Origin of the sequence: Pseudoalteromonas sp. RB2-MNA-CIBAN-0110 (assembly GCF_040309305.1) — a bacterium.
In the GTDB taxonomy this organism is placed as follows: domain Bacteria; phylum Pseudomonadota; class Gammaproteobacteria; order Enterobacterales; family Alteromonadaceae; genus Pseudoalteromonas; species Pseudoalteromonas arctica.
In genome coordinates, this window is sequence record NZ_JBEOOQ010000021.1 from 61836 (window position 1) to 79284 (window position 17449).

Below are 17449 nucleotides of genomic sequence, written 5' to 3' on the forward strand. Positions count from 1 at the left end.
GCTAAACCTCACCTGTAAAAAAAATGGTGAGGTTTAGGGAGTTTTAAAAGTTAAGTAAATTAGCTGGGGAGTATTGATCGGTAAGTACTTTTGTATCTGCAGGCCAATCTTGGCCGTCTTTAGTAAAGTGCATAAGTTGGCTAATCGCTTTTATATCTACACCGTATTTTACTAATTTAGGGGCGAGAGCATTTACACGCGTGTTAATTTGCGCTTCGCTCGGTATTGATTTAAGCCCCGCTAAAATAATACGGTTACTACGATTTTCGCGGCTTACATTTATAAAGTCGCCAAATACAGCGTGGTAAGTTGCCGACTCATGCTCATAAAGTTTACTACTTGAAAACGTATTTGCGGCAATAACGCCACCATCGGCTAATACGCTTTGTACTTCTTCAAAAAACTCTTTAGTGAGCAAATGCTCCGGAATATAGTCACCGTTAAACGCATCCAAAATAATCCAATCGTACTTTTGCTTTTTAATAGCGGCGCGCTTTATAAAAATACGGCCATCTTGCACGCTTGATGTCACTAAGTCGTTTTCTATAAAGTTAAAGTAATCGCGTGCAACTTTAGTTACTGCAGGATCTATTTCAACATTATGAATATTTGCAGTGGGGTATAGCTCATGAATAACGTTAGAAAGCGTACCGCCACCTAATCCTATAATAAGTACACTTTTAGGGTTGTCGGTTACTAAAAGGCTCGCAAACGTCAATTTTGTGTAATTAAAAACAAGTTTGTCGGGATTGCTTTTATACATGCAACTTTGGCTTGTTTGGCTACTTTTAGTATTAAATTTAAGGCAACGTAAGTCGCTCGTTTCTTCAACAATAATATTGCGATAAAGCGAGCGTTCTTCATGAATAACCTTACTAAACGCAGAACCTGAAAACACAATTAATGGCAGTAGCAAATATTTAAGCATGAGCAAGCCCCTTATTATTAGCCAAGGTATTAATAGCAATCGCTACTAAACCCAGTGACCCAAGCGTTAAAGCAAAGGCGCTAATAATTGTATTCACGTCAAACGCGAGTACAAAGTAAAAAGAGGTAATTATAGTACCCAGGGCACTGCCAAGCGTACTTACAAAGTATAAACGCCCAGCCACTTGGCCGCTTTTATCGCTATCTGTTACCAGTAAGCGCACAGAGTAGGGCGAGATCATGCCTAAAATAACGGTAGGTATAAAAAATAAAGCAGTTGACGCTAAGAGTGAGCCGTAGCGGCTATCTTCAATATGGGTAAATATAAATTCCATTATAGGCTGCGAAAATAATGTAATAGGCACAACCATAATGCTGGCAATTAAAAATATTAAACCATATTTGGTAAGGGATGCATTTTTAGTGCTGAGTTTACCACCAAGTAAATACCCAAAAGATAAACTAAGCATAAACACAGTAATTATACTGCCCCAAATATGCACGCTACTGCCAAAAAAGGGGGCAAGAATTCTCCCACCTAAAAGCTCAATGCCCATTATGCAAAAGCCGCTGCAAAAAGCTAAAAAGTAAATTAACGCGTTTGTTTTTATGCTCATGTAATTATCGTTATGTAACTTAAGTAGAACACTATACTAACGTGATGCATACAAAGCTGCTAGGGCCTGTTGACCTTTCAGGATTAAAATTTGTTCTAACTAGGGGCGATTTAATCGCGGCGTGAGGTTTGTAACCTAGTGGGCTAAGTAAAAACCGAGCAACAAAGAGTTAATCGTCCCTAGAAAGAACCCAGAGGGCAGCGCATGTTTGGTATTTATGCTGCGTTATCGCCCATTAATGGGGAATAACCACACTACATAGGCTCTGCCTTGCCTGAAAACCAAACATACTGCTGCAAATTTAACCTCGAAAGATAAATAGGCCCTAGGGTAATAATTAACCTAAGTTTAATTTAAAAAAGAAGTTTTGTTATAGCAATTTGTTAGTTAGTTGAATTCTGATCTATTTAGCTTGCCTAGGCCCTCGCGATTTAACACTTAAGACGCTTTTTCATTTAAATTAATTTTTTCTTAAGTTTTCTTTAAGTTTCACTCGTTAAGTTTAAACCCTGAAATATAAACAGGTTTAAATGAGCGAGCTTATGCAATTAGCCCACACTTCTACATCATTAGATTTAACACAAAATAACAGTCAGTTTATTAGTGCTCGTATTGATGATGTGCATCGAAAAAATCTCGAAAACACAGTGAAAGAAGGTTTTTTAGTTGCGTATAACGCTAAGCTTACTTCTTTTATGCCACTACTTTGCCAATACGTTACCGAGCAAGGAAAGTGCACGTTAGGGCTAAGGCAAGCAACTTCGCCATTGTTTATTGAGCAATATTTAGCATCACCCGTTGAAGATTTTTTAGATGAGAGCATTTCTCGCAATAAGATTTTTGAACTTGGTAATCTCTGCTCTACAAACCGAAGAGCAACACTTGCACATTTTATTATTGTTAACGAAGCTCTGCAAAGTGTGGGGGCAAAACATTTAGTGTTTTGTGCAACCAACAAAGTGCGTGCTTTATTGCGCTTACTTGGTGTTACGTGTACTGAAATTGCACTTGCGAGCAGTTTTGTAGTTGAGAACCCATTAAAGTGGGGCAGCTATTACGCCAACCAACCAACAGTATGCATTGTGAGCCTAGAGCAAGCTCACCAACAAGTACTAAATACCCCAATGCTTTATAGTTTGATGCAGCAAAACCACTCAAGTATTAATTCTTTGGTAAATGCATTGGTGAATGTATGAATTACTATAATACCCATGCAGTATCGCCATTAATTATTGCCCATAATAAAGAGCAAACACTTGAAATTAACGGTGATGAGTTTAACCAGCAAATACAAAAAGTAGTAAAAATACTACAAAGCTTTAACGGCAAATGTGTCGCTTATAAGCTCGATAATACGCCAGCTTGGCTTGTTATTGATGCCGCTACTGCGGTTTCTAATAAAGTGGCTGTGCCAATTGCTCACTTTTTTAGTGAACAACAAACTCAATATGTACTAGCGCAATGCGGCGCACATTTATTTATTAGCGACACGGCAAACCCTTTACTTGGGGAGCCGACTGCATCGATTACTTTATTTGAGTTTTACACATTATATATTTACGAAATCGTTGTAGCTAACCCCGGCAGTTATTTTCCAGAAACTCAAAAAGTAACGTTTACATCAGGATCGACTGGGCAACCAAAAGGCGTGTGTTTATCTGCAAATAGCCAAATGCAGGTAGCTCAATCTCTGTGCGATAAGATTAATATTAAAAAGCCTGTGCATTTATGTTTATTGCCGCTTGCTGTATTGCTTGAAAATATTGCCGGTGTGTATGCCCCTTTAAAAAGTGGCGGTGCAGTGCATTTAATGCCATTAAATGAATTAGGCTTTGTTGGAACTGCATTAAAACAGCCCGCACAGCTTATAGCTGCTATTGATAAAGTTAAGCCAAATACGCTTATTTTAGTGCCTGAACTATTAGCATGCTTAGTTGCTTTTGCAGAAGATGGGTGGCAACCGCCTAGTTCGTTACAGTTTATTGCAGTAGGTGGTGCGCGTGTCAGCGAAATGCTATTAACCAAAGCGCGTAGCTTAAATTTACCGGTATACCAAGGTTATGGTCTTTCTGAGGCGGCATCTGTAGTTAGTTTAAATACGCCCACAAACGATAACCTTCACAGTGCAGGCTCTGTGTTACCTCATATTCAAACCAAAATTGAAAATGACCAGCTTTTTATAAAAGGCGATTTGTTTTTAGGTTACTTAAATCATCAACCTCACGACAAAAACCAGTGGTATGCAACCGGTGATCTGGTCGAACAGCATCAAAATACCTTATTTATTAAAGGCCGCCTAAAAAACCTAATTATTACCAGCATGGGTCGCAACATCAGTGCCGAGTGGCCTGAATCACTATTACTAAGTCAAAGCGGTATTTTACAAGCGGTTGTGTTTGGTGAAGGTCGACCTTTTTTAACCGCCATTATTTATGCCGATTCAAAGCTAAGTAACCCGGTGTTAGAGCAATACATTAACGCTATTAATAAACAACTACCCGACTATGCACGAATTCAAAAATGGCATCGTTTAGCTGCCCCATTAAGTGTGCAACAAGGATTATTAACCACAAATAATCGTCCAAAACGAGATGCCATAAGTAAGCAGTACCATGCTGTGTTTGAGCAATTTTACCGACTTGGAGAAGTAATTAATGAGTGATTTTTTTAACACCCTTAAAGAGCAAACTAAACAAGAGCAAAACTATCTGCTTGCAGCACCTATTATTCAGCGTGTTTTTAAAGGCGAAGCATCACTTGAAGAATACGCCTCGTTTTTAGCGCAAGCGTACCACCATGTTAAGCACACCGTGCCATTAATGATGTCGGTTGGTGCGCGATTAACCGACGATCAAGAGTGGCTGCGCGAAGCCGTCGCAGAATACATTGAAGAAGAGATAGGCCATCAAGAGTGGGTACTCAATGATATTGCAGCCTGTGGTTTTGACAAAGAGACAGTGCGGTGTAGTCAGCCGCAATACGCTACCGAAATGATGGTGTCGTATGCGTACGACTCCATTACACGTAAAAATCCATTGAGCTTTTTTGGCATGGTGCATGTGCTTGAAGGCACTTCTATAGCGCTTGCTGATGGCGCAGCTTCAAATATTGCAAGCGCTGTGGGCTTACCTAAAAAAGCATTTAGTTATTTAACCTCTCACGGCGCACTTGATATAGAGCATGTGAAGTTTTTTGAAAACCTAATGAACCAAATAACAGACGAGGCGGATCAACAAGCCATACTCCATGGAGCAAAGTGCTTTTATCGTTTATACGGCGATATATTTCGTGGGCTCGATGACGAACCGTTTTTTAAAGCAAGTGCACAAGGCAAATTGTCATGAGTAGCACTTTATGTGTGCTCACTGGCGCAACAGGCGGAATAGGGCAAGCGATTGCTAAAGCCCTATATGCAAAAGGGTGGAAGTTACTACTTGTAGGGCGAAATACCCAAGCCCTTGAAGAGCTCAGTAGTGCATGCCCAGAAAGTGAAATATTTACGGGCGATTTAACCGACGATACAACACGCATTAACTTAGCAATAAAAGCCAAGCAACTCGGTGGCGTTAAGTTACTTATTAACAATGCCGGTATAAATACAATGCAAAGCCTTGAGCACACAAGTAATGAGCAAATAGACAATATGCTCGTTACTAATTTGTCGGTGCCTATTAAATTATGCCAGCTATTTTTAGGGCAGTTAGCGTATACCAAAGGCACCATTGTTAACGTGGGCTCATCGTTTGGCAGCATTGGTTACCCGTTTCAAACACTTTATTGCGCCAGTAAATTTGGTTTACGTGGTTTTACAGAAGCGCTCTCGCGTGAGCTTAACGGCTCAGGCGTTAAAGTGACCTATTTAGCGCCTAGAGCAACAGATACATCCATTAATAGCAGTAAAGCGCGTGCAATGAATAAAGAACTCGGTAATAAAATGGACTCGCCAGAATTAGTTGCTCAAGAGTTATTAACACTTATAAATTCGAATCAAACAAGGCGCTTTATTGGTTTTCCTGAAAAATTATTTGCACGCATAAATGGCGCATTCCCAAGCGTTGTTGATAACGCTATTGCAAAACAACTTCCTAAAATTAAACGTTTTTTAAGTTAACAAACACACAAGGGCAAAATTATGTATAAATTTACACTCGCATTTTATTTAGTACTAACAACTGTATTTGCAACCGCAGTACACGCAGATGAAACACAAGACTTAACCTCTATTCAACAAAAGTGGGCAATTGCTAACTACGAACTTGAAGATGATGCGCAAATAGATGCGTTTACACAACTAAGTGAGCAAAGTGCATTGTTTGTTAAAAACTACCCAAGCTCGGCACAAACACATATTTGGAATGGCATTGTGTTAGCCAGCTTTGCAGGCGCAAAAGGCGGGTTGGGTGCACTTGGTTTAGCAAAAGAGGCAAAAACGTCACTCGAAAATGCACTCTCAATTGATGGCACTGCATTAAATGGCTCAGCTTACGCAAGCCTTGCAACGCTTTATAGCAAAGTACCTGGTTGGCCAATTGGTTTTGGTGATGACGATAAAGCTGAAAAATTATTTAAACAAGCGCTCGCTTTTAATCTCGAAGGCATTGATACTAATTACTTATACGGTGAATACTTGTATGACGAAGGCGATTATAAACAAGCTAAAGCACGACTACTTGTAGCACAAGCTGCGGGCATTCGTGATACTCGTGCAAAAGCAGATGAATATCGCCAACAAGCAATAAGCCAGCTATTGGTAAAAGTAGATAAAAAACTAAAAAGATAAACACATAATGCATTTATTACTCGTTGAGGACGATCATTTAGTGGCGCAAGGACTTATTCGCTCTTTGCGTCAAGAGGGCTACAGCGTAGAGCATAGTGGCACAGTAAAACACGCCTTAGAGTGCCTTTCTAGTGGTGAAATTGAGCTTGTTATTCTCGATTTAGGATTACCTGATGGCGACGGCTCGCAAGTTTTAAAGCATATTAAAGCACAAAAAAAAGTAATACCGGTGGTTATTTTAACTGCTCGCGGCAGTATTGACGACAAAGTCCAAGGGCTCGATATGGGGGCAGACGATTACCTTGCAAAGCCGTTTGATCCCGCTGAGCTATTTGCCCGTTTACGTGTAGCAAGTCGGCGCATTAACCAAACACAATCAAGCTTATTGCGCTGTGGTGATGTAGTAATGGATACATCTGCTCATACAGTTACACTAAGTGGGCAGTCACTTACACTACCGCGAAAAGAATACATGCTTTTAAAAGCGCTGATGGAAAATCAGGGAAGGGTGCAATCAAAACAACAACTCGAAAATAAACTTTACCAATGGGGTGAAGAAGTTGGCTCTAATGCCATAGAGGTCCATATTCATCATCTTCGTAAAAAATTCCCTAGCGATTTTATTAAAACCTTACGTGGCATTGGCTACGTAGTTGGTAAGCGTTAGGGTGTGTTTATCTTTCGAGGTTGAAAATGTCTATTCGTAAACGTCTGACCTTAATTTTACTTTCAATGATGGTGTTAACTTGCTTTTTAGCTTTAGTAAAAGGCTATCAAAAAAGCATGCACCACGGCGAAAACTTGCTTGATAATGAACTTAAAATAGTGGCTGGCGTTTTAATTGAGCAACCATTGGTACTAAGCACAAATGCAGTACAAGTAAGTAATAATAGCGCTCAGTTGTTGTATCAAATTTGGCAAAATAATAATTTACTTAGTGGCTCATCGAGTTTATCAAATAACCAAATTAGTTTTAGCGAGGGCTTTCAAACGGGCAATGTAGCAGGGCAGCGTATGCGGGTATTTGTGATGAGTAAAAACACCCGTAAAGTCATCGTTGCTGAACCTATGGCAAAGCGGTTTGAATTAGCTGAAGCCGTTATTTTATCTGCAATGTTACCTATGCTATGGGCAGTCCCTCTGCTTGCTATTTTTATTAGCTTTTTTGTTAAATACGCATTAGCCCCTCTTACCCGATTATCTAAGCAGTTGGCGTCTCGCCAAGCTAACGACTTTACGCCAATTAACTGGCAAGTAACCGATGAAGAAATCAAACCTGTTATTAATCGTTTAAATGATTTATTTAAACGAGTAGAAACTGCCTACTTACGGGAGCGCTTTTTTGCCTCAGATGCAGCTCACGAATTACGTACCCCGCTCAGTAGTTTAAAAATTAATGTACACAATTTAGCTAGTAAGCAAAACAACTCGCAAGACCATCAAGAATTACAAGCCATGTCGCAGGGCATTAATCGCTTAAGTAATATTGTTGAACAAATGCTAATTTTAGGGCGTACTCAGCCTGAACAATGGCAGAGGCAGTTTAGCGAGCAGTCATTGCTAGCGATTACTCAGCAAGTTGTATCGGAGCAATACGACAAAATAGATGAAAAAAACCAAACTATTAGTCTTGAAGGTGATGATTTTGTAATTAATGGTGATGAGTTTACATTAACCACACTCATCGCTAATTTACTTAGCAATGCCATAAAATACACCCCCAATAATGGTCAAATAATAATTAAATTAGCATCAAGTAATAACAGCTATAGTTGGCAAATTGATGATTCTGGTGCGGGCATGACTGAAGAGCAAAAAGACCGAATATTTAATCGCTTTTATCGTGTGGGTGGCGATCAACATCCATCAGGCGAGCAAGGTGCGGGTTTAGGTATGGCGATTGTTCAACATATAATTGCTATTTATGGCGCAAGTATTCATTTAGCGAATAGCCCTTTAGGCGGACTAACCGTTAAGGTTACTTTTACAGGAGTAAAAAGTGACTAAACGTTTATTCAATCAATGTCTTTGTTGTTTGCTATTTTTGTCGTTTAACGCGGCGAGTAAAGAGTACCTTATTATTTTAAAAGATCATTTGTTTTATCCCTCGCAAATAATTATTCCCGCAAATAAAAAAGTAAAACTATTGATAGAAAACCAAGACAGCACACCAGAAGAGTTTGATAGCTTTGATCTAAACAGAGAAAAAGTACTCTACCCAAATCGTAAAAGCATTATTTATATAGGACCGCTAAGTAAAGGGCATTACGAGTTTTTTGGTGAGTTTTCGCCAAATACAGCAAGGGGCGTTATTATAGTTAACGATGAAGGGGCGCAGCATGCTAATAACTAGTTTAGTCATGAGCCTTAACCAATTACTACCAGTGGCTATTTTATTAGTATTACTACAAGTAGTTAAAAAACAGAGCTCTTTAAAAATAGGGTCTGCTTTATTAATAGGCGCGATAATGTCGTTTTTGTACATGCAAAGTGCGTCGTGGGTGAGCCAGTGGTTTGAACACCAAGGGTTAGAGTACTCACAAATAGGGCTATGTATCACTATATTTATTGCTGTATTGGTATTTGCACTAAAGCAAAAGTCAGCGGCATTTTATATCGCAGTTATAAGCACAATAACGCTGTATTTAAGCCATTATATTATTTACCTCACCAGTTTTTGGCAAAATAATGATGCAGGGCAAAGCTTATTTATTGGCACTTTATTAGGTGTGGGAATTTGTTTAAGTTTTAGCGTATTGCTGTACTTTTTAATGAATGCAATTAAGCACCGTTTTGGTATGTATCCGCTTTTTACTTTGCTTGCTTTTAACAGCGCGGCTAAGTTACTAGTTGCACTGGATTTGGCAAGCCAAATAGATTTAATTACAAACACCTCAACAGTGTGGGATTTACGTGATTTGCTAAACGAAAACTCTGAGCTAGGCCGCGTATTGCGTGCTCTTGTTGGTTACGAGGCCACTCCCGATTTAATGAGTGTACTTATATATAGTACAAGCAGCGTGTTATTTTTATTACTTTGTTATGTTATTTCGGCTCCAATAACTAAGGAACGTGTATGAAAGCACTCAACCTATATTTAGCGCTTAGTTTTACCGCTCTTTGTTTGTTGGTATTCTCAATCCAAGCAAAGGCCGATGGTATTGTTGTTGATAAGGTATATCACCCCTATGTTTTGCCTTTTGAGCGTGAGTTTGAGTGGCGATTAGTGTCGCACCAAACAGATAGTGGCAACATACTAGCGCAGCGTTTGGGTGGCGGTGGTGCTATTAACGATACAATGGCACTCGAAGGCTATTTAGTTGGTGAGCGAGACGACAACGGCGACTTTGGATTAGAAGCTTATGAGCTTGAGCTACGTTGGCAATTAATTGAACAAGGTAAATTATGGGCTGATTGGGGCGCGTTATTTGAGCTTGAAAAAAAGCATAACGAAGATGTGTATGAGGCAACTTCGGGTTTTGTGATCGAAAAAGAATTTGGAAAAACAAGTCTTACGCTAAATGCTTTTTTGGTTTATGAGTGGGGGCAAGACATTAAAAACGAATGGGAAAGTGAGTTTAGAGCACAATATCGCTATCGATATCGCTCTGCTTTCCAGCCTTCTATAGAGGTTTACGTAGGTGAAGACTTTATTGGTATAGGGCCTGGCTTTATAGGTTTACAGCGCTTTGATGGGCAAAAGCAATTAAAATGGGAAGCGGGTTTCATCACTGAGATAAGCCAATCAGAAAAAAACCATAGTTTTAGGCTCGCATTAGAATTTGAATTTTAATAACAACTAAAAGTAGTTTTGGTTGTTTATTATTCTGATTATAGATAGGTACTTGACATATTATTTAAACTCTATATAGTGGGCCGCAGCTAGAAAGAAAGCATGTAAGCTATAAATCTCCATTTCGATATAAGTAATACTTGTAGTACCGTCCTGAAGTTTTTAAAGTACCATCTCATTTTTTGCTACACCCGCTCTTATGAGCATATTTTTATTTTTATTTCAGGATATTACAATGTCTAACATCGTATCAGGTACAGTTAAGTGGTTTAACGAGTCTAAAGGTTTTGGTTTCATCGAGCAAGAAAATGGCCCAGACGTTTTCGCACATTTCTCAGCAATCAAAAGCGAAGGTTTCAAAACTTTAGCTGAAGGCCAACGTGTAGAGTTTACTCTTTCACAAGGTCAAAAAGGTCCACAAGCTGATAACATCACAGCTGTATAATTTTACTTTTTAAGTAAAATGAAAAAAAGCGCTTAAGGCGCTTTTTTTGTGTCTGAAATTTGACTCAAACCAAGCAACGCCCATTATCAATGTAAATTAACTAAATGATATTGCTATTATTTAGCCCCTCCTAATATTCGTTTTTCTATTCTTCTAAGTCATTGCGCTAATGCAAGTGAGTTTAAGCTTGTAATTTATACCGAACATTTCTCCCTTATAATTTCAAAACAACAAATTCAAAACGACAAAGATCAGCTTGTTGGTATTACTCTCGATATCGTAAAAGATATTTGCACAGCTATTGATATAACCTGCGAGTTTAAATTGCTTCCTTGGAAGCGTGCTTATAACTTAGTTTAAAAGCCCCTTACTTTGGCATTGTTTCAATAATTAAAAACATCGAACGTGACCCATCATTTTATTGGGCTGGGCCGCTGGCGCGAGTCAAACTTTCTTTTATAAGCTCAAAGCTGATAAGTAAGTTATAACAATTCCATTAAGTATGCGGTCTAAATTTTACGCCGAAAAAACAATTCAGCTCTAGGCGTATATAAAATTGGTTTTAAAGCGGGCGAAAACTTACTAATATTTGGAGGCGAAAACAATATATGGATTTGTTTTTAAAAATAAAAATAGATCTAATTTAGGTTCAAAAGTTACAATAAAGTATAGCTAGAACTCTTTGGATATAAAGCAACTGACGCAGTGAAGTGCAAGAATTACCTCTTCCTAAGCTTGTGAGCAATTACATTGCATTTAATAAATCAGTACCAGAGCATGTCATAAAGCAATTTTATGAAGAATATAAAAAGTTAAAAATGAAAGATGATTTTGCCGCCTATAAGCATACTTACCTTCAATGATTTATCTTTCATAAGGTAGCCCTTTATTTTGCTTTATTTTTAAAAATGCAGCTTGCAGTGCTTCAATTAAACGCATATCTGTTTTTTTATTCGCAGCTAAATAAGCATCAATTGTTAGCTCATCTATTTTATAGATAAACCTTAAGTGTGCTGGTTTGAGCTTTAGGTAGTCGCTCATCTGCTGCATATATAATGGATCGTCTACAATTAAATCTACTTTTTTAGCTAATAGTAAAGAGTATGATTTTTGAATATCAGAGGTTAAAACAACTTCAAATCCAAGTTTCGTGAGGGTTTGTGTTGAAAAGTCATTGCGCTGCATAGCAATTTTATACACTTTTGCTTGTTCAGTATTATTTATAATAAGATCATTTCGCTCTGATAGGCCGATAAAGCCCAGCTCAAATCGTCCAACTGGTCCAACTGGTCCAATCCAATAAAATTTATTTTCTCGCTCTACAGTGCGTGCAAGGCTGTATATAAAGGTGTTTTTTAACTCATCTGCAATTTTATAAGCACGTGCCCAAGGATACATTTGAATGTTAGGTCTGAGATCAGCCTCAGCAAATATATCTCTAATAAACTGAGTACCTTCACCTGCTACCTCGCCATTAATCAATACTTGGTTTGGTGGTGCTAACTCTGTAACAACAAGCAGGGCTTCCTTTGCTTGAACATACACAGAGCAAATTAAAAAAAGAGAATAAAGAATATATTTCACAATAGCGAATCGTCATTCGGTTAGCTTAAGTAATAATAAGTGTGGCTGAAAATATGAAAAACACAAAAATTATTTATGTGAACTTGTTACTAAGATATTGGTTTATTTGAGTTATGTATAACTATAAAGGGGCTAGATAGATAAGTGGTTCGAGGTTAGAAGTAGTTGAGGCTAAAAATTAAGGCCTAAAACGATAAAAGGGCCTTGCGGCCCTTGGTGAAGTATCGTTCAAGTCAGATAGAGCTTTAACCCCTTAAAGCGCTATCCTCTTGTTTTGCAACACCGGTGTTCATCTCAATAAGTTTCTAAGCTAGCGAGAGGAAAAACCCAGCAATTGCTGCGCTCATAAGGTTAGCCATAGATCCTGCTAACACTGCTCTGAGCCCTAAGCGTGCGATATCCTTCCGCCGACTAGGCGCCATACCGCCTAACCCACCTAGTAAAATGGCTATCGATGATAAGTTAGCAAACCCACATAAAGCAAAAGTAACGATTGCTTGTGTGTGCGCGCTTAACGTATCGCGATAATTTATAAAGTCTAAGTAAGCAACAAACTCGTTTACTACTATCTTTTGACCAATAAAGCTGCCGGCTATAATCGCTTCATCCCATGGCACACCTAGTAACCATGCAACTGGAGCAAATACATAACCTAATATTTCTTGAAGCGTTAATGTTGGGTAATCAAACCACCCACCAATACCGCCTAATAAACCGTTTAATAGTGCAATTAGCGCTACAAAAGCAAGTAACATTGCACCTACATTAAGTGCTAAATGCATACCGTTTGCAGCACCTGATGCAGCTGCATCAATTACATTTACAGGCTTATCTTCGTCATCTAAATCTAAATCAGCTAAGTTATCTCTAGGCGTTTCAGTTTCTGGCACAATCATCTTGGCCATTAAGAAACCACCTGGTGCAGCCATAAAGCTCGCAGCAATAAGATACTTAAGATCTACGCCAATAATTACGTAACCGGCCATTACAGAGCCTGCTACAGTGGCTAAGCCACCTACCATTACTGCAAACAATTCCGATTTTGTCATCGTTGCTATAAATGGCTTAACTATTAACGGTGCTTCAGTTTGGCCTACAAAAATATTTGCAGTTGCTGAAAGCGATTCTGTGCGAGAGGTCTTCAATAATTTTTGTAAACCGCCGCCTAAAATCCTAATTATCCAATCCATAATGCCAAGGTGATATAACACAGCAACAAGCGCTGAGAAAAACACGATAACTGGCAAAACTTGAATTGCAAAAATAAAACCTAATGTGTCTTGTGAGGCAAGTGGACCAAATAAAAACCCAATACCATCATTAGCATAACCAATAACCGACGAGACGGCTGATGACATGCTAGTTAACACATTTTTTCCTGCTTCGAAAAACAGAACAAAACCGCCTATAACAATTTGCATCGCAAATGCTATACCAACGGTTCTTAAATTAATTGCCTTGCGATTAGTTGACGCAGCAAAGGCAATGCTTAGTAGCACACACATGCCTACTAAGCTCATAAATGTTGTCATACAAATGTTTCCCGTTGTTATTCTTGTAGTAAATATTTAATTTTACTTTTTATTATATCAATCGCAACGCGGTTCATGCCGCCTCGAGTCACAACTAAATCAGCGTTATGCTTAGAAGGCTCAATGAATTGATAAAACATCGGTCTAACAGTTGCCTGATATTGCTCAACAACAGATTGTAATGTTCTGCCTCGTTGCTCCATATCACGTTGCATACGACGCATTAAACAAATATCTAAAGGTGTGTCTATAAACACCTTAATATCAAATTCTTTATTAAGCGCTTTATCACTCAATAGTAAAATACCTTCAACAATGAGTATTTTAGCAGCTGGCACTCGGCGTGTGGTTGCGCTACGCGTGTGCTGTGCATAATCATACGTTGGTACTTCTACTGAGTTACCACAACGAAGTTGCGTTAAATGTTCAAGCATTAATGCGTGTTCAAATGCATCTGGATGGTCGTAATTTGTTTGCGTACGATGAGCCATCGGCAAATGCGACTGATCCTTGTAATAAGCATCTTCTTCAATAATGGCGATAGCGCCTGGTTCAAGCTCATTAACCAATTCATTGTAAATTGTTTGGCTAAAAAGAGATTTGCCCGACGCTGATGCGCCTGCAATGGCTATAATAGTAGTTCGTGTCACTAAAGTTCTCATCCACACAGAAAGATATATTGTTGGTAGATCACAATAGCAAAAAAGACACGATTAATCTCTTTTGCTTCGCTCAAGGGTGCAAATTTATAATGTTTAGGTTTTATGAAACAGGACTTTTGTCCTGTACGGAAAATTCGATCAGCGGATAAAGTAACCACCTAGAATCAAAGTGAGGTCAAAATGGCAAGAGCAATTATTTTAATGGCAGATAGCCTAGGAATCGGTGCAGCACCAGATGCAGATAAATTCGGCGATCTTGGGGCTAATACATTCGCTCACTTACTAAAAGCATATTACGACGAAACAGGCAGTGCACTGTCGCTTCCTAACCTATCAAAACTTGGGTTAGTGGATGCATGTGAAGCTGCCGGTGGCGAACCGTGTTTAATTTCAGACCGCCAAGCTCCTCAAGGTGCATGGGGTTACGCTAAAGAAATCTCTAGCGGAAAAGACACGCCATCAGGTCATTGGGAAATGGCAGGCGTACCGGTGTTATTTGATTGGGGATATTTCCCAAAAACACAGCCAAGTTTCCCACAAGAATTTATAGACGAGTTTATTGCTCGTACAGGTATTCCTGGCATATTAGGCAATTGCCATGCATCAGGAACTACCATTTTAGAACAGCTAGGTGAAGAGCATGTAAAAACAGGTAAACCAATCTGTTACACCTCAGCTGATAGCGTGTTTCAAATAGCCGCGCATGAAGAGTCATTCGGCCTAGAGAAGCTTTATCAAGTTTGCGAAATCGCACGGGCGCTACTTGATGAAATGAATATAGGACGAGTGATTGCGCGGCCATTTTTGGGTTCAAATAGCCAAGACTTTGCTCGAACGGGTAATCGTCGTGACTATTCAGTACTTCCGCCTGCACCAACATTGCTAGATGTACTAGCAAAAGACGGCGGCGAAGTAATTAGTATTGGTAAAATTTCAGATATTTACGCGCATCAGGGCATAACCCAAAAGCATAAAGCACCTGGACTTATGAACTTGCTAGAAAAAACCAGCGAAGTAATGGAAAGCGCGCCAGATCGTAGCTTAATCTTTACTAACCTAGTTGATTTTGATGAAAAATTTGGTCATCGCCGTAATCCAGTAGGATACGCAAAAGCATTAAAAGAATTTGATGACTATTTACCAACTATACTAAATCAGTTAAAAGCAGATGACGTATTAATGATCACTGCAGATCATGGCTGTGACCCAACCTTTCCAGGTTCTGAGCACACTCGTGAATACGTACCTGTTATTGCATACCAACCAGGTATGAGTAACACACCATTAGGTGAACGCAACAGCTTTGCAGATATAGGTCAAACACTGGCACAGTGGTTTAGCTTATCTGCGCTTGATTACGGCGACAGCTTTTTAAATGAGCTAAAAACGCCAAATAAAAAGGAAAACAATTAATGAGTACTCCGCATATCAGTGCAAACGTTGGTGATTTCGCCGAAACAGTATTAATGCCAGGCGATCCGCTACGTGCGCAATATATTGCTGAAAACTTTTTAGATGATGCAGTACAAGTTACAGGCGTTCGTAACATGTACGGTTTCACTGGTACTTACAAAGGTAAGCCAGTAAGTATCATGGGTTCAGGCATGGGCATTCCATCAATGTCTATTTATGCACGTGAGCTAATTGTAAGCTTTGGCGTTAAAAATATTATACGTATTGGTACGTGTGGCGGTATTGGCACAGATATCAAAATTCGTGACGTAATTTTTGCACAAGGTGCAAGCACAGATTCAAACGTAAACCGTGCACGCGTACGTGGCTACGATTTTGCTGCTATTGCTAACTTTGACCTACTTTTAAACGGCGTAAACGCTGCTAAAGAGCTAGGAATTAAAGCAAAAGTAGGTAACGTATTTACGACAGATACATTCTATCAAGCAGATGATTCGTTCTATAAAGACTTAGACAAGTTAGGCATGCTAGCAGTAGATATGGAAACAGCAGGTTTATACGGCGTTGCAGCTGAATACGGCGCAAACGCAATGGCATTATTTACAGTAAGTGACCACGTAATCACTGGCGAAGCAACACCTGCTGATGAGCGTCAAAGCACGTTTAACGAAATGGTTAAAATTGCATTAGAGTCAATAGCTTAAATAATACATAACAGTTCCTTGGTAACGTATTCACTAAGTTTTGGAGACACGCCCAAAGTGAAGTGAGACTAAACCTCCAAAGCCGCATTTATGCGGCTTTTTTTATGCCTGAAGAAAATGGGTAGCAGCTTCTAATTACTTATACCAATTCGCTTAATTAAGTGATCTATTTTGAGGATGGAAAAACGTGTTGATAGCTAGGCAAAAAATTCGCTATTTAGTTGTTCTAAATGAGAATTTTTTAACGCAGGTAGCGACACGTTTAGCCCCTAAAAATGATTAAGTATTATTGCGGGTTGGTATTAATTCAACCATCTAAAAACTGCGTTTTTAAACGCCTGCAAGCAGCGCGTCTACAGGTGGATTTTAGCCACCGCGTTAAGTTTTCCACGTAGGCGCAGAGCTTGCTCGCGCGAGAAGCGCAGCTTCTAATTACTTAATCACTCATCCTAAAAACTACGTTTTTAAACGCCAGCAAGCAGCGCGTCTACAAGTGAATTTTAACCACCGCGTTAAGTTTTCCACGTAGGCGCAGAGCTTGCTCGCGCGAGAAGCACAGCTTCTAATTACTTAAGCTAACTACTCTAAAAGCGCAGCATCTCTAAACCTATTTGTGTATAACAGCCCTAAAAAACAATATGCACGCAGAGAAGAAAAGGAGGAGCAAATGAGAAGAGCAAAACCAATGCTGACTCGGCATTATAAAAGTACAAGCGTTGCTTTAAAAGCTTGTAACCTGCGCGAATAGAAGTGTTTATACCAAGTTTAGAGTATGACTTGTTGCTCATGTTAGAAGCACAGTTTCTGATTGTTTTTATTATTTTAACTTCTAAGCTCTTCTCTAAAAGCGGAGCGTCTCTAAACCTATTTGTGTATAACAGCCCTAAAAAATAGTATGCACGCAGAGAAGAAAAAGAGGAGCAAATGAGAAGAGCAAAACCAATGCTGACTCGGCATTATAAAAGTACAAGCGTTGCTTTAAAAGCTTGTAA

At 39.1% G+C, this 17449-nt stretch carries 18 protein-coding genes; 13 read left to right on the forward strand and 5 right to left on the reverse strand.

Going from position 1 to position 17449, the window contains the following annotated elements; genetic code table 11:
* Nucleotides 1-43: 43 nt before the first annotated feature.
* Together AAEY68_RS11765 and AAEY68_RS11770 are read right to left on the reverse strand one after the other, a co-directional pair.
* On the reverse strand, nt 44-928 hold the full coding sequence (locus tag AAEY68_RS11765) for a spermidine synthase (protein ID WP_024592422.1): 885 nt from the start codon (nt 926-928) through the stop codon (nt 44-46).
* The gene (locus AAEY68_RS11770) at nt 921-1544 is read right to left on the reverse strand and encodes a fused MFS/spermidine synthase (RefSeq protein ID WP_010555216.1); all 624 of its coding nucleotides are present in this window, start codon (nt 1542-1544) and stop codon (nt 921-923) included. The genes AAEY68_RS11765 and AAEY68_RS11770 overlap by 8 nt, the downstream gene beginning before the upstream one ends.
* A 542-nt stretch (nt 1545-2086) precedes the next feature.
* On the opposite strand from AAEY68_RS11770, the gene AAEY68_RS11775 reads away from it, so the two are divergent.
* The 11 genes from AAEY68_RS11775 to AAEY68_RS11825 all read left to right on the forward strand — a co-directional run bounded on the left by AAEY68_RS11775 (nt 2087) and on the right by AAEY68_RS11825 (nt 10562).
* Complete coding sequence (locus AAEY68_RS11775; RefSeq protein WP_024592423.1) at nt 2087-2740, forward strand: thermostable hemolysin; 654 nt, start codon at nt 2087-2089, stop codon at nt 2738-2740.
* A complete protein-coding gene (locus AAEY68_RS11780; RefSeq protein ID WP_024592424.1) occupies nt 2737-4206 on the forward strand; it encodes an AMP-binding protein in 1470 nt (489 codons plus the stop codon). The genes AAEY68_RS11775 and AAEY68_RS11780 overlap by 4 nt, the downstream gene beginning before the upstream one ends.
* A complete protein-coding gene (locus AAEY68_RS11785; RefSeq protein ID WP_350585965.1) occupies nt 4199-4888 on the forward strand; it encodes an iron-containing redox enzyme family protein in 690 nt (229 codons plus the stop codon). The genes AAEY68_RS11780 and AAEY68_RS11785 overlap by 8 nt, the downstream gene beginning before the upstream one ends.
* Nucleotides 4885-5655, forward strand: coding sequence for an SDR family oxidoreductase (locus AAEY68_RS11790; RefSeq protein WP_024592425.1), 771 nt, complete (start codon nt 4885-4887; stop codon nt 5653-5655). Before AAEY68_RS11785 ends, AAEY68_RS11790 begins: the two co-directional genes overlap by 4 nt.
* A 21-nt stretch (nt 5656-5676) precedes the next feature.
* A complete protein-coding gene (locus AAEY68_RS11795) occupies nt 5677-6324 on the forward strand; it encodes a tetratricopeptide repeat protein (RefSeq protein WP_024592426.1) in 648 nt (215 codons plus the stop codon).
* 7 nt (nt 6325-6331) lie between these two features.
* Complete coding sequence (locus AAEY68_RS11800) at nt 6332-6991, forward strand: response regulator (protein WP_024592427.1); 660 nt, start codon at nt 6332-6334, stop codon at nt 6989-6991.
* Nucleotides 6992-7017: 26 nt separating this feature from the next.
* A complete protein-coding gene (locus AAEY68_RS11805; RefSeq protein WP_024592428.1) occupies nt 7018-8331 on the forward strand; it encodes an ATP-binding protein in 1314 nt (437 codons plus the stop codon).
* Nucleotides 8324-8677, forward strand: coding sequence for a cupredoxin domain-containing protein (locus AAEY68_RS11810; RefSeq protein ID WP_024592429.1), 354 nt, complete (start codon nt 8324-8326; stop codon nt 8675-8677). Before AAEY68_RS11805 ends, AAEY68_RS11810 begins: the two co-directional genes overlap by 8 nt.
* Nucleotides 8664-9404, forward strand: a complete 741-nt coding sequence (locus tag AAEY68_RS11815; RefSeq protein ID WP_024592430.1) for a hypothetical protein — start codon at nt 8664-8666, stop codon at nt 9402-9404. The genes AAEY68_RS11810 and AAEY68_RS11815 overlap by 14 nt, the downstream gene beginning before the upstream one ends.
* Complete coding sequence (locus tag AAEY68_RS11820; RefSeq protein ID WP_007583539.1) at nt 9401-10117, forward strand: hypothetical protein; 717 nt, start codon at nt 9401-9403, stop codon at nt 10115-10117. Before AAEY68_RS11815 ends, AAEY68_RS11820 begins: the two co-directional genes overlap by 4 nt.
* A 235-nt stretch (nt 10118-10352) precedes the next feature.
* Complete coding sequence (locus AAEY68_RS11825; RefSeq protein WP_002959120.1) at nt 10353-10562, forward strand: cold-shock protein; 210 nt, start codon at nt 10353-10355, stop codon at nt 10560-10562.
* An 864-nt stretch (nt 10563-11426) separates the two neighbouring features.
* Here AAEY68_RS11825 and AAEY68_RS11830 read toward each other — a convergent pair.
* The 3 genes from AAEY68_RS11830 to udk form a co-directional block, all read right to left on the reverse strand.
* Nucleotides 11427-12146: a substrate-binding periplasmic protein gene (locus tag AAEY68_RS11830; protein WP_350585966.1), complete on the reverse strand. Its 720-nt coding sequence runs from the start codon at nt 12144-12146 to the stop codon at nt 11427-11429.
* Between the two features lie 305 nt (nt 12147-12451).
* Nucleotides 12452-13678 (reverse strand): NupC/NupG family nucleoside CNT transporter, encoded by a 1227-nt coding sequence (locus AAEY68_RS11835; RefSeq protein ID WP_007583535.1) that lies wholly within the window; start codon nt 13676-13678, stop codon nt 12452-12454.
* 17 nt (nt 13679-13695) lie between these two features.
* Nucleotides 13696-14328, reverse strand: coding sequence for a uridine kinase (gene udk / locus AAEY68_RS11840; RefSeq protein WP_007583533.1), 633 nt, complete (start codon nt 14326-14328; stop codon nt 13696-13698).
* Nucleotides 14329-14520: 192 nt separating this feature from the next.
* On the opposite strand from udk, the gene AAEY68_RS11845 reads away from it, so the two are divergent.
* Together AAEY68_RS11845 and deoD are read left to right on the forward strand one after the other, a co-directional pair.
* Nucleotides 14521-15753: a phosphopentomutase gene (locus tag AAEY68_RS11845; RefSeq protein ID WP_010555228.1), complete on the forward strand. Its 1233-nt coding sequence runs from the start codon at nt 14521-14523 to the stop codon at nt 15751-15753.
* Entirely contained in the window at nt 15753-16457 is a 705-nt protein-coding gene (gene deoD / locus AAEY68_RS11850; protein ID WP_002959109.1) for a purine-nucleoside phosphorylase, read from the forward strand. Before AAEY68_RS11845 ends, deoD begins: the two co-directional genes overlap by 1 nt.
* The last annotated feature ends 992 nt before the right edge of the window (nt 16458-17449 follow it).

Excerpts from the sequence above, each read along its gene's own strand:
- AAEY68_RS11765 (WP_024592422.1), bottom strand. The coding sequence starts at position 928 with ATGCTTAAATATTTGCTACTGCCATTAATTGTGTTTTCAGGTTCTGCG.
- AAEY68_RS11770 (WP_010555216.1), bottom strand. The coding sequence starts at position 1,544 with ATGAGCATAAAAACAAACGCGTTAATTTACTTTTTAGCTTTTTGCAGC.
- AAEY68_RS11775 (WP_024592423.1), top strand. The coding sequence starts at position 2,087 with ATGCAATTAGCCCACACTTCTACATCATTAGATTTAACACAAAATAAC.
- AAEY68_RS11780 (WP_024592424.1), top strand. The coding sequence starts at position 2,737 with ATGAATTACTATAATACCCATGCAGTATCGCCATTAATTATTGCCCAT.
- AAEY68_RS11785 (WP_350585965.1), top strand. The coding sequence starts at position 4,199 with ATGAGTGATTTTTTTAACACCCTTAAAGAGCAAACTAAACAAGAGCAA.
- AAEY68_RS11790 (WP_024592425.1), top strand. The coding sequence starts at position 4,885 with ATGAGTAGCACTTTATGTGTGCTCACTGGCGCAACAGGCGGAATAGGG.
- AAEY68_RS11795 (WP_024592426.1), top strand. The coding sequence starts at position 5,677 with ATGTATAAATTTACACTCGCATTTTATTTAGTACTAACAACTGTATTT.
- AAEY68_RS11800 (WP_024592427.1), top strand. The coding sequence starts at position 6,332 with ATGCATTTATTACTCGTTGAGGACGATCATTTAGTGGCGCAAGGACTT.
- AAEY68_RS11805 (WP_024592428.1), top strand. The coding sequence starts at position 7,018 with ATGTCTATTCGTAAACGTCTGACCTTAATTTTACTTTCAATGATGGTG.
- AAEY68_RS11815 (WP_024592430.1), top strand. The coding sequence starts at position 8,664 with ATGCTAATAACTAGTTTAGTCATGAGCCTTAACCAATTACTACCAGTG.
- AAEY68_RS11820 (WP_007583539.1), top strand. The coding sequence starts at position 9,401 with ATGAAAGCACTCAACCTATATTTAGCGCTTAGTTTTACCGCTCTTTGT.
- AAEY68_RS11825 (WP_002959120.1), top strand. The coding sequence starts at position 10,353 with ATGTCTAACATCGTATCAGGTACAGTTAAGTGGTTTAACGAGTCTAAA.
- AAEY68_RS11835 (WP_007583535.1), bottom strand. The coding sequence starts at position 13,678 with ATGACAACATTTATGAGCTTAGTAGGCATGTGTGTGCTACTAAGCATT.
- AAEY68_RS11845 (WP_010555228.1), top strand. The coding sequence starts at position 14,521 with ATGGCAAGAGCAATTATTTTAATGGCAGATAGCCTAGGAATCGGTGCA.
- deoD (WP_002959109.1), top strand. The coding sequence starts at position 15,753 with ATGAGTACTCCGCATATCAGTGCAAACGTTGGTGATTTCGCCGAAACA.